The sequence below is a fragment of the Vibrio sp. A8-1 genome (genome assembly GCF_013048685.1).
GTDB classification, from domain to species: domain Bacteria; phylum Pseudomonadota; class Gammaproteobacteria; order Enterobacterales; family Vibrionaceae; genus Vibrio; species Vibrio metschnikovii.
The window spans coordinates 51,803-66,891 of sequence record NZ_VHTC01000014.1 but is presented as its reverse complement, the minus strand read 5'-3'; the positions used below and the strand labels follow the sequence as shown (position 1 = coordinate 66,891).

General features: G+C 45.8%; 17 protein-coding genes. 13 read left to right on the top strand and 4 right to left on the bottom strand.

From position 1 onward, the window contains the following. Position 1: 1 nt before the first annotated feature. Positions 2 to 1,249, top strand: coding sequence for an FAD-dependent 2-octaprenylphenol hydroxylase (locus tag FKN93_RS09620; RefSeq protein WP_170905005.1), 1,248 nt, complete (start codon positions 2 to 4; stop codon positions 1,247 to 1,249). 100 nt (positions 1,250 to 1,349) lie between these two features. On the opposite strand, the gene FKN93_RS09615 is transcribed toward FKN93_RS09620, so the two are convergent. From FKN93_RS09615 to ygfZ, 3 genes are all read right to left on the bottom strand, one after another. Continuing rightward, on the bottom strand, positions 1,350 to 1,556 hold the full coding sequence (locus FKN93_RS09615; RefSeq protein ID WP_040903845.1) for a DUF1107 domain-containing protein: 207 nt from the start codon (positions 1,554 to 1,556) through the stop codon (positions 1,350 to 1,352). A 559-nt stretch (positions 1,557 to 2,115) separates the two neighbouring features. Further along, complete coding sequence (locus tag FKN93_RS09610; protein WP_170904998.1) at positions 2,116 to 2,592, bottom strand: YbaK/EbsC family protein; 477 nt, start codon at positions 2,590 to 2,592, stop codon at positions 2,116 to 2,118. Further along, positions 2,585 to 3,556 carry a tRNA-modifying protein YgfZ gene (gene ygfZ, locus FKN93_RS09605; RefSeq protein ID WP_170904997.1) on the bottom strand — a complete coding sequence of 324 codons (972 nt, stop codon included), beginning with the start codon at positions 3,554 to 3,556 and terminating at the stop codon, positions 2,585 to 2,587. The genes FKN93_RS09610 and ygfZ overlap by 8 nt, the downstream gene beginning before the upstream one ends. A gap of 147 nt (positions 3,557 to 3,703) precedes the next feature. On the opposite strand from ygfZ, the gene FKN93_RS09600 reads away from it, so the two are divergent. Then, positions 3,704 to 3,964 carry a succinate dehydrogenase assembly factor 2 gene (locus FKN93_RS09600; protein ID WP_004394337.1) on the top strand — a complete coding sequence of 87 codons (261 nt, stop codon included), beginning with the start codon at positions 3,704 to 3,706 and terminating at the stop codon, positions 3,962 to 3,964. Then, entirely contained in the window at positions 3,933 to 4,337 is a 405-nt protein-coding gene (locus FKN93_RS09595; RefSeq protein ID WP_337247109.1) for a protein YgfX, read from the top strand. The genes FKN93_RS09600 and FKN93_RS09595 overlap by 32 nt, the downstream gene beginning before the upstream one ends. 5 nt (positions 4,338 to 4,342) lie before the next feature. Here FKN93_RS09595 and nadB read toward each other — a convergent pair whose 3' ends face one another. Further along, on the bottom strand, positions 4,343 to 5,947 hold the full coding sequence (gene nadB / locus FKN93_RS09590; protein WP_004394336.1) for an L-aspartate oxidase: 1,605 nt from the start codon (positions 5,945 to 5,947) through the stop codon (positions 4,343 to 4,345). Positions 5,948 to 6,274: 327 nt separating this feature from the next. Between nadB and rpoE the strand changes: the two genes are divergently transcribed. The 10 genes from rpoE (at position 6,275) to pdxJ (ending at position 15,088) form a co-directional block, all read left to right on the top strand. Next, positions 6,275 to 6,847: an RNA polymerase sigma factor RpoE gene (gene rpoE, locus FKN93_RS09585; RefSeq protein WP_040903842.1), complete on the top strand. Its 573-nt coding sequence runs from the start codon at positions 6,275 to 6,277 to the stop codon at positions 6,845 to 6,847. 31 nt (positions 6,848 to 6,878) lie between these two features. Next, positions 6,879 to 7,505, top strand: coding sequence for a sigma-E factor negative regulatory protein (locus FKN93_RS09580; RefSeq protein WP_170904996.1), 627 nt, complete (start codon positions 6,879 to 6,881; stop codon positions 7,503 to 7,505). Beyond that, entirely contained in the window at positions 7,502 to 8,464 is a 963-nt protein-coding gene (rseB, locus tag FKN93_RS09575; RefSeq protein WP_154170117.1) for a sigma-E factor regulatory protein RseB, read from the top strand. Before FKN93_RS09580 ends, rseB begins: the two co-directional genes overlap by 4 nt. Beyond that, positions 8,461 to 8,931, top strand: a complete 471-nt coding sequence (locus FKN93_RS09570) for a SoxR reducing system RseC family protein (protein ID WP_040903838.1) — start codon at positions 8,461 to 8,463, stop codon at positions 8,929 to 8,931. The genes rseB and FKN93_RS09570 overlap by 4 nt, the downstream gene beginning before the upstream one ends. A gap of 113 nt (positions 8,932 to 9,044) precedes the next feature. Continuing rightward, positions 9,045 to 10,838 (top strand): translation elongation factor 4, encoded by a 1,794-nt coding sequence (gene lepA / locus FKN93_RS09565; RefSeq protein ID WP_154170735.1) that lies wholly within the window; start codon positions 9,045 to 9,047, stop codon positions 10,836 to 10,838. A gap of 84 nt (positions 10,839 to 10,922) precedes the next feature. Next, positions 10,923 to 11,819, top strand: a complete 897-nt coding sequence (lepB, locus tag FKN93_RS09560; RefSeq protein WP_004394329.1) for a signal peptidase I — start codon at positions 10,923 to 10,925, stop codon at positions 11,817 to 11,819. A 37-nt stretch (positions 11,820 to 11,856) separates the two neighbouring features. Continuing rightward, positions 11,857 to 12,534, top strand: a complete 678-nt coding sequence (gene rnc / locus FKN93_RS09555; protein WP_154170121.1) for a ribonuclease III — start codon at positions 11,857 to 11,859, stop codon at positions 12,532 to 12,534. Further along, a complete protein-coding gene (gene era, locus FKN93_RS09550; protein ID WP_170904995.1) occupies positions 12,527 to 13,492 on the top strand; it encodes a GTPase Era in 966 nt (321 codons plus the stop codon). The genes rnc and era overlap by 8 nt, the downstream gene beginning before the upstream one ends. Positions 13,493 to 13,634: 142 nt before the next feature. Then, entirely contained in the window at positions 13,635 to 14,360 is a 726-nt protein-coding gene (gene recO, locus FKN93_RS09545; protein ID WP_004394321.1) for a DNA repair protein RecO, read from the top strand. Next, on the top strand, positions 14,357 to 15,088 hold the full coding sequence (gene pdxJ / locus FKN93_RS09540; RefSeq protein WP_154170123.1) for a pyridoxine 5'-phosphate synthase: 732 nt from the start codon (positions 14,357 to 14,359) through the stop codon (positions 15,086 to 15,088). Before recO ends, pdxJ begins: the two co-directional genes overlap by 4 nt. The last annotated feature ends 1 nt before the right edge of the window (position 15,089 follow it).

Genomic DNA, 15,089 nt, shown 5'->3' with positions numbered 1-15,089 from the left:
TATGATGCAAAGTGTGGATATTGCCATCGTCGGTGGCGGTATGGTTGGGTTAACACTTGCGGCAGCGCTAAAAGATTCCGATTTGAGAATTGCGATCATTGAAAGTAAAGCCCCCGACACTCAGCTTGATGCTTTGCCAGACGTTCGAGTGTCTGCTTTGAGCCGCGCGAGTGAAACGGTATTGAAAAACCTTGGCGTGTGGTCGGGGATCCTCGCTCGTCGAGCGACACCATACTTGGGTATGGAAGTGTGGGAGCAAGATAGCTTCGCTCAGATAGCGTTTTCTGCGCAGCAGATTACCCAGCCCAACCTTGGGCATATTGTTGAAAATAGAGTCATTCAGTTGGCACTGCTGGATGAAGTAAAAAAACAAGCCAATGTCAGTTTATATATGCCAGCCAATTGCCAACAATTGGCTATTGGTGAGAATGAAGCGTGGCTAACTCTCAGTGATGGCCAAGCGTTGACCGCGAAACTGGTCGTGGGGGCGGATGGTGCTCACTCTTGGGTGCGTCGCCAAGTCGATATCCCCTTAACGTATTGGGATTACGGGCATCATGCTTTGGTTGCTAACGTGCGCACTGAGCTGGCGCATCAGGCGATGGCTCGACAAATTTTCACCCCGCAAGGGCCGTTAGCCTTTTTGCCGATGAGTGAAGAGCGCATGAGTTCGATTGTGTGGTCAACTGAATCGAGTCGTGCGCAGCAATTGATGGCGCTAGATGATCTGGAATTTAATAAAGCACTGACGGTTGAGTTTGACGCTCGTCTTGGGCGATGTGAAGTCGTCGGAATACGACATGTGATTCCTTTGACGGCGCGTTATGCTCGTGATTTTGCTAGACCGCGTATCGCGTTAGTGGGTGATGCGGCGCATACGATTCATCCTCTTGCTGGGCAGGGCGCTAATTTGGGGCTACTTGATGCGGCAAGTTTAGCTGAGCATATACTGATCACTTGGCAGCAAGGATTTGATATTGGCCATCATCGCCATTTACGACCTTACGAACGTTGGCGTAAAGCAGAAGCCGCCAAAATGCTTGCTAGTATGCAAGGTTTTAAAGAATTATTTTCCGGGAGTCATCCGGCTAAGAAATGGCTGCGTGGTATGGGCATGCATTTGGCTGGTCAGCTTCCCGGGGGCAAACAGATGATGATGATGCATGCGCTTGGTTTAAAAGGTGAACTACCTAAAATTGCCCAGTGCTTTAATGCGGATCATCACCGTGATCACAACCCATGTCGCTAGCGGAGCGGTTCGCTGAACCAGAGTTTCGCGTGTCGATGACGCATAAAAAAGGGTTGGCCTTAAAGCCAACCCTTTTTCGATGAATGAGGTAATGAGGGAATTAAGCGTAAGCACAACGTAAGCGACGGATTTCTTGGTTGACCTCATTGACGGTCTGGAAATGTCGTTGTTCAGCACGTTCAGGTAAAATCAGTTTTCCATGGTCAAACTCAAATCGACCGACACCGTAGATATAGATTCTTCCTTTAAAAAGACGACTTACGTGCTTAGCAATCATACTGGGTGTATAGCGCTTAAACAGTCTCATATTTCGATCCTTTCTTTGTTTCCATATTAGTAAGTATAAGTTAAATCACAGAAAAATAGTGTGATGAAGGCAGCTATACTTACTGCATTGACTGACGAGTTTAATAATTTGCCGTACTACCTATCCCGTTTCGGTTGATGATCATTTGGCGATAGGATAGACCATGGTTTAGGTATCGACAGTAGTAATGATTTTTTTGTGGCACCTATTGAGCCAAATGAATATGACAGTAATAAGAATAGCGGAAGAAAATAAAAACGAGTGATAGGTGAGTGATTTTTTTGTAAAAAACGCCCGCAAGGTTGCGGGCTAAATAATCACAGATGCATTACACACAAAGCGAGTTACAGGCAAACCCTGCTAATCACTTTTTACTGACGATGCTACTGAACACTTAATCGGTACTTTGATATCAAGTGAACGGACTGATCTTCATCAGTAAAATTAGGGTAACTGAAAATTACACCATTAACTATTTATGATTGAAAAGTGATTTAATATTCACGTGGATACACTGAATAATTTAGATGTGATCACACTATTTTGACCATGAATAGCGCTAATCGCGAACAATATCTGCAAATTGAGGTTGGCATAATTTCACTAAGTCATTCAGTGCTAACGCTATCCCAGCATACGCTGAGCCACTGCTGATGGTTACCTGCGTGTGTTGCATTAATGAATAATCAAAAATAATCGGCAGCGATAGGCTCAAGCATAATGGAGTGACGGTCCCTATCGTATAGCCTGTTAACGCTTCAACTTGAGATCGGTCGACACAAGTCATTCTTCGCCAATCCAATATTTTGCGAACTAGCTTAGGGTCGACAGAGCGATCACCTGGTACACAAGCTAAAGCTAAGCGGTTACTCATGTCGCGCAATAAAAGACATTTGACCATTTGACTAGGATGGATGCCGCGCTGACGAGCGGCATCTTCGATGCTGATTGCGGCTGACTGATGGTGCAGTAGCTGATGATCGATTCCTTGTTGCTCTAGATAGCGGATGATTGGGGTTGAAAGTGGTTTAAGCATTATCCAGTGAATAAGGTAAAGGTTGCAGTGTCCAACGTGTTTCTGGCTGAGACTTGATGCGTAACAGAGTATCAGCTTCTAGGTTATTAGGCAGAACGATAAGCCCGATGGCACGCTGATCAGTAAAGGTGTAATGAGCCATGAGCACTCCAGCGCTGCGCCAGTTATCACCAACTGCTCGCTCTAATTCTATGCTTTGATTGGCGTTTAACGGCTGATGGATATCACCGGCGACCAGACATAAAGCCCGTTTGTTGATCCCACGATATTTGGCTCGTGCTACGGTTTCTTGCCCGGTATAGCAACCTTTATTAAAACTGATGCCACCTAAAGCCTGTAAGTTTAACGCTTGCGGGATATGTTCATTTTGCTGGTCTTGAGTGACGATCGGCAGTGCTTCTTGAATCTCAAAACGAGTCCAGATCTCTGAGTTGACCCGTTGGGCCGGCATGCTTTCCAGTAAGGCTTCTACAGAATCCGGCTTAACTAACAATAACCAACGTTGAGCACTGATTTTTACCGCTGTACCTTGCTCTAAAACGCGTACGTCATCGCGACAATCATTGAATTGGTTGAGCCACAGCTCAGCTTGTTTCCCGATCAGGCCTAAAGCGACATCTTGGCTTTGCTCGATGGTCACTTTAGAAAAAATCGCGTACTTTTTGAGTTCTCGTAATTCGACGTCAACTGCTGAAGCGGGTTGGAACATGGCGTAGCCATCTCGATGATGAAATAAACGAAAAGCGCTCCATACTTTGCCTTTCGCGTCGCAGTGGGCACCGTAAACCATTTGTTGTGCAGGTAATGCAACCACATTACAGGTGAGCTGTCCTTGTAAGTAAGGTTTACTGTCGATGCCTGAAACGTAGATTGCGGCCCATTGTTCGAGATGGGTCACCATCAATTCAGGCAATCGATCGTTGGCGGTCACTAAAAGAGGGGTAAATGTATTTTTCCAGCTCATATCCTTCACCTAACTGAAATGATTTTCACTATGTTAATCTGGATCAAGTTTTTTGTCAGCTTGAATAGGGACTGTGACTAAGCTACTAGTTGTATTGAGGGTTGCTTGTTACACTTGCTGAAAATCTACCTAAGGTGAGGAAAGTCGATGTACACTACGCAAGAGAAAGCACGAGTGAAATGGGCATGCCGTCGTGGCATGTTAGAGCTTGATGTGGTTGTCATGCCCTTTTTCGAGGAGTGTTTTGAAGCCTTGAGTGAATCAGAACAGCAAGATTTTGTCTCTTTACTTGAGTGCGATGATCCGGATCTTTTTACTTGGATCATGGGGCATGGTCGCTCAGAAAATCTCGGTCACGCTGCCATGGTAGACAAGATTGTCGCTTATAATCTCAGCAAAGTCCGTTAAGCTTGCTTTAACTCCTTCCCTGTTTGCCCATATTACCGCGTGGTGTCTGTTGATGCTGCTGATATGGGCATTATTAATTTCACCCATCCCTCTCGTGGCCGCAGTGGTTATTCTGTGTTATTGGTTAAAGACGCCTTTATTAGATTGGCTGCCAGTCACCTTGTCAGAAGAGATCGAGATTGATTTTTCCGGACGGCTGCGATGGGCAGACCAAGAGTTTTCCTACCAAGGTGTATCGTTATTATATCGAGGATTATTCATTCGTTTTTATGGTCGACAGCGATCAGTACTCTTATGGCGAGATAGCTGTTCTGAAACGGATTATCGTCAGTTGCTGGGGCGCTTAAAACGGGAGCACTCAGGCTCCCGTTGACGCTATCATCTTGGTGAGAGAATGGTTGGGCCACTTTTTTCTAGTGGTTGCGGATAGTCTAACGTGTAGTGTAACCCTCGGCTCTCTTTGCGTTGCATCGCACAGCGGACCATAAGCTCTGCGACCTGCAATAAGTTACGCAGCTCAAGGAGGTTATTGGATACTCGGAAATGACTGTAGTATTCATGGGTTTCTTGCTGCAATAACTGAATGCGTCGTAAAGCTCGTGCTAAGCGTTTATCGGTACGAACAATGCCCATGTAATCCCACATAAATAGACGGAGTTCATGCCAATTGTGTTGAATGACGACTTCTTCATCCGAGCAAGTCACTTTACTTTCGTCCCAATGAGGCAGTGACGGTGGCATCTGGGCTTGAGGATGCTGACGTAAAATATCCTGCGCCGCAGACCAAGCATAAACCACACACTCTAACAAAGAGTTAGACGCCATGCGGTTGGCACCATGCAAACCGGTATAACTGACTTCACCAATCGCATACAACTGTTTAAGATCGGTTTGACCTTGTTGATTGATAACCACACCACCACAGGTGTAATGAGCCGCTGGGACAATCGGGATCGGTTCTTTGGTCATATCAATGCCCAAATCCATCAGTCGACTATGTATGGTTGGAAAATGCTTCTCTATAAACTCAGCAGGCTTATGGCTGATGTCAAGATACATACAATCAGCGCCTAAGCGTTTCATCTCATAGTCGATGGCTCGAGCGACGATATCCCGTGGGGCTAGTTCGGCCCGCGGATCAAAATCGGTCATAAAGCGGCTGCCATCGGGGCGACGTAAATAAGCGCCTTCACCGCGCAGTGCTTCGGTAAGCAGGAAATTACGAGCCTCTGGATGATACAAACACGTCGGATGAAATTGGTTAAATTCCAGATTGGCGACTCGGCAACCTGCGCGCCATGCCATTGCGATACCATCTCCCGAAGAGACGTCTGGATTTGAGGTGTATTGATATACCTTTGATGCTCCGCCGGTCGCGAGCACAACAAATTTAGCTCGAATCGTCTCAACGTGTTCATCGTTACGATTCCAGACATAAGCCCCGACCACTTTATCCGCATCGCCACCAATTTTATCTTCGGTGATCAAATCGAGCGCATTGTAGCGCTCAAACAGGCGAATATTAGGATGATGGAGAATATTATCTTGCAGCGAGGTTTGCATCGCCATGCCGGTGGCGTCAGCGGCGTGCAAAATACGTCGATGGCTATGACCACCTTCACGGGTTAAATGGTAACGTGGCTGCCCCGCGGGATCGTTCTCTTCTCTATCAAAAGGAACGCCGCCATCGATAAGCCACTGAACACACGCTTTGGCATGCTCAGCGATAAATTGTACCGTCTCTTGGTCGCAGATCCCTGCGCCAGCGATCAGCGTGTCTTGCACATGAGATTCGATACTATCGGATTCGTCAAACACCGCCGCAATACCGCCTTGTGCGTAATAGGTCGCCCCTTCACTACGAGGTCCTTTGCTCAATACAATCACATGACAGTGCTCGGCTACTTGCAGCGCTAAAGATAAGCCTGCCGCGCCACTACCTACTATCAATACGTCGCATTGATGTTCTCGAGAGTCGTTCATAAGATGGTTTACTTCCTGAATTTTAAGTGGAACACGCCCACTTGAAATTAAACTAAAGCTGACAAGGTATTTACTTGTTGTAAACGTGACTAACCTTTAAGATCTTTATACCTTGCTGCCTATACCTCAAGTAATCTAACTTAGGTATCCGTTGTTCATTACAGCATAATGCGCAGCGTAAAGGAAAATTTTACCTGGCATTGAACTTTCTGTGTGTAATTGAGTCACAATAGTGCTCATGTAAGCAGTGGTGTCAAGCAAGCATTCTGCATAATTAGAGCCCATATCTGAGAAGGTAGGGGGATAACAATAGGAGTAACCGCTCGAATGAACGAGCAGCTGACCGATCAAGTGTTGATTGAGCGAGTTCAGAACGGAGATAAGCAGGCATTTAATCTTTTGGTGTTGAGATACCAAAATAAGGTGTGCAATCTTATTTCGCGGTATGTGAGCAACGCTGGAGACGTGCCCGATGTCGCACAAGAAGCGTTTATTAAAGCGTATCGTGCGATTCCGACGTTTCGCGGTGAGAGTGCGTTTTATACTTGGTTATATCGCATTGCTGTCAATACTGCGAAAAATCATATCGTCGCTCAAAGCCGCCGGCCACCCGCGAATGATATTGATGCTGAAGACGCTGAATTTTACGAAACTAATAATGCATTAAAAGAAATATCGAACCCTGAAAACATTACGCTGTCCAAAGAGTTGAAGCAGGCGGTGTTTAATGCGATAGAGGCGTTGCCTGAAGATTTAAAAACTGCGATGACGTTGCGAGAGCTGGAAGGTTTAAGCTACGAAGAGATCGCCGAAGTCATGGATTGCCCCGTTGGTACGGTGCGTTCTCGTATCTTCCGTGCTCGTGAAGCGGTCGAAAAGCGGATTAAACCGCTTTTGTAACCGATAATGAGCAATAAACATGGTGAAAATAATGGCTGACAAAGAAAAGCTTTCAGCGCTTATGGATGGCGAAGTGGTCGATAAATCGTTGTTACAAACGATCGCTCACGATGATGAAAGTCTCGATACGTGGAAAAACTACCACTTGATCGGTGATGTCATGCGTGGCGATGCCCCCGTGAGTTCAGAATGGAATATTGCTGGAAGCGTCGCTTTCGCTCTAGAAAATGAACCAGCTCATACTCGGTTAAGCGCCGTCACAACAAGTAAATCTGCTGAGCCTCGACTTGAGGAGCAGCCTTCAGCGCAAAAAGCTCGTCGTCAGTTGCCTGCTTGGCTTAGCCAGCTTGGACAAGTGGCGATTGCGGCCAGTGTGTCGTTAGCGGTGATTATTGGTGTTCAGCAATACGGTGGCAGCGATACTGTTGGCGCGCAAGATGATCAAATTCCGGTTTTACAGACAATCCCATTTTCAGGCAGCGCTGAGCCAGTGAGTTTGACGCGTGATTCCGTCAATCGACACTCCAGTAATGAAGCCAGCATGCAAGAGCAGCGTCGGCGAATTAATGCGTTACTGCAAGATTACGAACTACAGCTAAGATTAAACAGTGATAATCTAGCCCCTCACACTCACCTAACTGAACCGGTAGTGGAATGAAAAAAATCCTGATCAGTGTGCTGGCACTGTTCAGTTTGCATGTAACTCAGGCCTTTGCAGAGGAATTATCTGCGGAGGCTTTGTTGCATCAGATGAACGACGCAAGTCAGCATCTTAATTATGAACTCTCTTATATTCTGCTGAAGAAAAACAGCATTGAGCCTTTGCTGTATCGTCACGCTCGGCAAGATGACCAACAATTTGCACATTTAATTTATCTGAGCGGTCCTGTACGAGAAGTGATTCGCCGTGGTAATGAAGTCAGCTACATCGAACCCGGTGTTGAGCCTTTTACGATTGAATCTGGCACTATGGTCGCTCCAACTATTCCGATGCTCAACAGTGATGTCGCTAAGCTTGGTCAATACTACGATTTTGTTAAGATGGGGCGCGCTCGTGAAGCAGGGGCCGCCTGCCAAGTATTACGGATTGTTCCTAAAGATGGTTTGCGCTATTCCTATGTATTGTGGATAGATGAGCACAGTTCGCTGCCTTTACGTGCCGATTTAGTCGATCGTGATGGAGAAGTGCTTGAACAGTACCGCACTATTTCTTATTCAATTAATGATCAATTAGCTACGCTGATGTCTGGACTGAATAAGGTTCAACTGCCTGAAGTGTTGTCATTGCCTAAAGGTAATATTCAGCAAACTTTTTGGACCGTGGGTTGGAAGCCTGATGGGTTTCAACCTCTTGAGCTAAATCGCTATCGGATGGCGATGACAGAGCGTTTAGTCGAGAGCCAGATGTTTTCCGACGGCCTGTTTAATTTTTCTGTGTATGTCTCTGTTCGTGATGACCATTCGCTCAAAGGCCAGTTGGTTCGGCAAGGTCGACGTACCTTACACAGTGTGATTAATGGCGATAACGAAATTTCCGTGGTCGGTGATATTCCTCCAGCAACTGCGCAGCGTATTGCTCAATCGATCACGTTTAGTCGTACTGAGGTCTCACCATGATGACCGCGCTAGCCACCGTGACTGAGGTAAAGCCCCAACCCAGTGGTTATCTCGTTGCGTTGAGTTGTGATCAGCAAACCAGCTGTAATCAATGTGCTTCGGTTAAAAGCTGTGGAACAGGTATTGTCTCAAAAGCGATAGGCAATAAAGCCTTATTTTGGCGCTTAGTGACCGATAAACCAGTCACCATCGGACAAATCGTCGAGATTGGTTTACCCGAAAAAAGCCTGCTGCAGTCGGCAGCCTTGGTCTACTTAGTCCCACTATTGATGATGATTGTGGGAGCGGTATTGGGAGAACTGTGGTTTGCCCCATTGTTAGGAGCATCGGAAGGCATCGTGATTGCTTGTGCGCTACTGTTTATGGGCTTAGGCGTTGTGATTGCAAAATATTTTTCTACTCAGTTAGAAAATGACTCATCACAGCAGGTGATCTTGCTGCGTGTCCTTGGTGAGCCGATCGCCTAAATTATGGTGCGAAGCCTAGCGAAATTGGGTAGAATCGGCCAACTTAAATGAAATGCCACTTCGGTGGCGTTTCTTATTCCCTAATCAGCAAAGAGTTTAGTCATCCCAAGCCTATGAAGCACATTCGTAACTTTTCGATCATCGCCCATATTGACCATGGTAAATCGACGTTATCTGACCGATTAATCCAAGTTTGTGGCGGATTAACCTCGCGTGAAATGTCAGAGCAAGTTCTTGATTCCATGGATCTTGAGCGTGAACGTGGTATCACCATCAAAGCGCAGAGTGTGACACTCGATTATCTCGCTAAAGATGGCCAAACCTATCAGCTTAACTTTATTGATACTCCGGGACACGTTGACTTCTCTTATGAAGTATCGCGCTCCCTTGCCGCTTGTGAAGGTGCCCTGTTGGTGGTGGATGCTGGTCAAGGGGTTGAAGCTCAAACCTTGGCTAACTGTTACACGGCCATTGAAATGGATCTCGAAGTGGTGCCGATCCTTAATAAAATCGATCTACCAGCGGCTGAGCCTGAGCGGGTTGCGGAAGAGATCGAAGACATTGTCGGGATTGATGCGATCGATGCCGTTCGTTGTTCCGCTAAAACCGGTTTAGGTGTCGATGATGTATTAGAGAAAATTGTTTCTCAAATACCGTCACCAGAAGGGGACCCTGAGGCACCCTTACAGGCGTTGATCATTGACTCTTGGTTTGATAACTACCTTGGTGTGGTTTCTTTAGTGCGTATCAAAAATGGCAGCTTGAAGAAAAACGACAAGATCAAAGTCATGAGCACTGGCCAAATCTGGGGCGTGGATCGAATTGGTATCTTTACTCCAAAACAGGTGGATACCAACGGATTGGGTTGTGGTGAAGTAGGCTGGGTCGTCTGTGGCATTAAAGATATTTTAGGTGCTCCTGTTGGTGATACATTAACGCTCGCCAAGAATGGCAGTGAAAAGCCATTACCGGGTTTTAAGAAAGTAAAACCACAAGTCTACGCAGGACTTTTCCCTGTTTCATCGGATGATTATGAAAACTTCCGTGATGCTTTGGGTAAATTGAGCCTCAATGATGCGTCACTGTTTTATGAACCAGAAACGTCTGCGGCGCTAGGGTTTGGTTTCCGTTGTGGCTTCTTAGGAATGCTGCACATGGAGATCATCCAAGAGCGTTTAGAGCGTGAGTACGATCTGGACTTGATCACGACGGCACCAACCGTTGTCTATGAAGTGCTTAAAACCGATAAAGAGACACTCTACGTTGATAGTCCGGCGAAATTACCAGCGATCAATGACATAGAAGAAATTCGTGAACCGATTGCGCGTTGTAATATCTTAGTGCCATCGGATTACCTAGGTAGTGTTATCACCTTATGTATTGAAAAACGCGGTACTCAGGTGGATATGATTTATCATGGTAATCAAGTGGCGTTGACCTACGATATTCCTATGGCAGAAGTGGTTTTAGACTTCTTTGACCGTTTGAAATCGACATCACGTGGTTATGCATCACTGGATTATGGTTTCCAACGTTTTGAAGAATCGAGCATGGTTCGCGTCGATGTACTCCTTAACGGAGAGAAAGTCGATGCGTTGGCAATCATCACCCATAAAGATCTTGCTCAAAATCGTGGTCGTCAGTTGGTCGAGAAAATGAAAGAGTTCATTCCTCGTCAGATGTTTGATATCGCAATTCAAGCGGCGATTGGCAACCATATTATTGCCCGTTCAACGGTTAAGCAGTTACGTAAAAACGTATTAGCGAAATGTTACGGTGGTGATATTAGCCGTAAGAAAAAACTGTTGAAGAAGCAGAAAGAAGGTAAGAAACGCATGAAGCAGATTGGTAACGTAGAGTTACCACAAGAAGCGTTCTTGGCTATCTTGCACGTAGGTAAAGATTAATCTTTTACTCGTGCGTTCAGCATTTGCTCTCAAGTGAAAGGGTCTTGGCCCTTTCACTTTCGTATTTTTAGATAAGGGAAGTCAATGGCGAATACATTTTCACTCATTTTGGTGATCGTTACTCTCGTGACCGGGATCATCTGGGCGTTGGAAAAGTGGCTGTGGTCAAAAAAACGTCTACAAAAACAAGCTCAAGTGCAGAACGAAACCAATGGGATTGATGCGGCAGTGGTTAGCAAAATCGCGCCACAACCTTGGTGGGTAGAAAATGCGGTCTCGATTTTTCCAGTGATCGCTTTTGTCTTAGTATTACGCTCGTTTATTTTTGAACCATTTCAAATCCCATCCGGCTCGATGATGCCAACGTTATTGGTTGGGGATTTTATTCTGGTTGAAAAATACGCCTATGGCCTTAAAGATCCTGTATGGCGCACACAATTAGTGGAAACTGGCAAGCCTGAGCGCGGCGATGTGGTGGTGTTTAAATACCCACCTAACCCAAGTATTGACTATATTAAGCGTGTGGTTGGCATGCCGGGCGATATTGTTCGCTACAGCCCGACGAAAGAGATTTGCATTCAGACTCAACAAGATTCCCGTTGCCAAACGGTGAAATTATCTAATGTGCTTGAAAGCGAATTTGTACAGAATAATATTCCATTAATGCAGATGGATGAACAACTGGGCCAGCAGGCACACAGTATTTTAGTTAACCCGTTACGGATGGATAATATTCGAGATTATCAACCTCGCGCGGGTGTTAATGAGTGGATTGTTCCACAAGGACACTATTTTGTGATGGGTGATAACCGTGACAATAGTGCTGACAGCCGTTTTTGGGGCTTTGTACCAGAAGAAAACTTAGTGGGTAAAGCCGTTGCTATTTGGATCAGTTTTGAATTTGAACGATCAGCAGATAGCATCTTGCCAGCTTGGATCCCAACCGGAGTGCGATTTAATCGTATAGGTGGCATTAATTAGGTCAGCATTTCGCTGACCCGTAACACATCGAGAGAGCATGAATTCTCCAATTAGTAGATTAGAACCCAAACTCGGTTATCAATTTAATGATCCCGAGTTTATGGAATTGGCGCTTACCCATCGTAGCGCCAATGGTAAACACAATGAACGTCTTGAGTTTCTGGGCGATTCAATTTTAAGTTTTGTCATTGCTGACGAATTATATCGTCGCTTTCCTAAGATCAATGAAGGTGATATGAGCCGCATGCGTGCCACACTCGTACGCGGCAATACCCTTGCGGAGTTAGGCCGAGAATTTGGCTTGGGAGATTACTTAAAATTAGGTCCAGGTGAACTGAAAAGCGGCGGTTTTCGTCGTGATTCAATTTTAGCTGATGCCGTAGAAGCGATTATCGGTGCGATTTATCTGGATAGTGATATCGAGATGGTGCGCGGGATTATCTTAAATTGGTATCAGCCGAGATTGGATGCCATCAAACCCGGCGTATCGCAAAAAGATCCTAAAACGCGTTTACAAGAGTTTTTACAAGGTAAACGTAGCCCGCTCCCTATCTATATTGTGACTAATATTAAAGGGGAAGCACACAACCAAGAGTTTACGGTATCGTGTGATGTTGCTGGCATTGCCACACCCGTTATAGGTAAAGGCACTAGCCGACGTAAAGCCGAACAAGCAGCGGCTGAAACTGCTCTGGAGCAATTAAACCATGGCTGATAAAGAATTCGATATTGATGCGTACTTTTCATCAGATCAAAAACCGAGCTCATCACCGGATAACCAACACTGTGGTTTTATCGCTATTGTTGGTCGCCCTAACGTTGGTAAATCGACGCTGTTAAATAATATTCTTGGGCAAAAAATTTCCATTACCTCACGTAAACCACAGACCACTCGCCATCGTATTATGGGTGTGGACACCAAGGGCGATTATCAAGCGGTTTATGTTGATACCCCCGGGCTGCACATTGAAGAAAAGCGGGCGATCAACCGTTTAATGAATCGTGCCGCCAGTAGCTCACTCAGTGATGTCAATTTAGTACTGTTTGTGGTGGATGGGACGCACTGGACTGCCGATGATGAGATGGTGCTCAATAAACTGCGTCAAGCCAATTTTCCGGTCGTGCTGTGCATCAATAAGGTCGATAACGTCAAAGATCGTAACGATGTGATGCGACACATGCAAGATCTTTCCAGCTTGATGAACTTTGTCGATATTGTGCCTATTTCGGCTAAGTTGGGGAAAAATATTGATGTGCTCCATCAGCATGTTCGTCATCATTTACCGAAAGCAAAGCACCATTTCCCTGAAGAGTATGTGACCGATCGTTCACAGCGTTTTATGGCTTCGGAAATTATCCGCGAGAAATTAATGCGTTTTACGGGGGAGGAATTACCTTACTCGGTTACCGTAGAGATTGAGCGTTTTGATTACAACCCAGAAACCGATGGTTTCCATATTAATGCCCTGATTTTGGTCGAACGGATTGGCCAGAAAAAAATGGTCATTGGTAAAAAGGGTGAGAAAATCAAAACCATTGGTCGTGAAGCCCGCCTCGATATGGAAGAGTTGTTTGGACGTAAAGTCTATTTAGAAACGTGGGTCAAAGTGAAATCTGGTTGGGCTGATGATGAGCGAGCTTTACGTTCATTAGGCTATATTGACGATTTATAAATCGTTTCTGGTGGGTTAAACGGCGCACCAGAAGATGATCCACAATGAGCTTAACGAATAAGACAGAGTCGCTTTATGCGGCTCTTTGCATCGTACATTTGGCCTTCTACGCTGTACTTTGATTGGAGTGGTTGGTGTCGTTATGATTGATGGTTTTCAGCGTTGCTTTGTCCTTAATCGCCGTCCTTATAGCGAATCAAGCTTAATTTTAGATGTATTTAGTGAAGAGTATGGTCGATTAACGTTGATGGCGAAGGGGGCTCGTGGCAAGCGCTCTCAGCTTAAAGGCGCTTTACAGCCGTTTACTCCACTATTGCTGAAATGGTCTGGCAACAGCACTATGAAGACATTACGTCAGGCTGAGTCGATAAGCTTAGGTCTTCCTTTAAGTGGCATCAGTCTCTACTCGGCGATGTACGTCAATGAATTGGTTGGCCGGGTCTTAGCGAATGACGTTCCCAGTCCCGCACTATTTCATGATTATTTGTTTGCGCTGACTGAGTTAGCGCAAAGTGATAATCCTGAGCCAGCCTTGCGTCGTTTCGAACTGGCATTATTGTCCTCTCTTGGCTATGGCGTTGATTTTTTACATTGTGCGGGCACCGGTGAGCCAATCACTCCGACGATGACCTATCGTTATCGTGAACAAAAAGGCTTTATTGCATCGGTAAGACGCGATAATTTAACCTTTTATGGCGATGAGCTGATTGCGATCAGTGAGCGACGCTTTACCACCAAAAATCAATTGCAAGCCGCAAAGCGCTTTACACGTATCGCCTTAAAGCCGTATCTTGGCGGCAAACCTTTAAAAAGTCGGGAGTTATTCCGACCCACAACGCTATCTAGAGCACGGAGTATAGAAACATGAGCTCAATTCTTTTAGGTGTCAATATTGACCACGTTGCCACGTTACGTAACGCGCGTGGTACCCGTTACCCTGATCCTGTGCATGCGGCAGAGATCGCTGAGCGAGCGGGAGCGGATGGCATTACCATTCACCTGCGAGAAGATCGTCGCCATATTCAAGACCGTGATGTGCGTATTTTGCGCGAAACCTTGCAAACGCGGATGAACCTTGAGATGGCGGTGACCGATGAGATGCTCGAAATCGCTTTAAACACTCAGCCTGAATTTGTTTGCTTGGTACCAGAAAAGCGTGAAGAGCTGACCACTGAAGGCGGTCTGGACGTACTAGGACAGTTAGAGAAAGTGAAAGCCGCGACCGAAAAATTGACCGCTGCAGGAATTAAAGTCTCTCTATTTATCGATGCCGATCGTGAGCAAATTGACGCCGCGAAAGCATGCGGTGCGCCTTTTATTGAATTGCACACTGGGCATTATGCAGAAGCCTCTAATGAGACAGAACAGCAAAATGAATTGAAAAAAATCGCGGCAGCAGCAGCCTACGCCAGCGATCTTGGTATTACGGTCAATGCCGGACATGGTTTGACGTACCACAACGTAGCGGCAATTGCTGCTATCCCTGAAATTTATGAGCTGAACATTGGTCATGCGATTGTAGGCCGAGCGGTGTTTGATGGTTTGAGTAAAGCGGTTGCAGATATGAAAGCCATCATGGATAACGTACGTCGTTAAT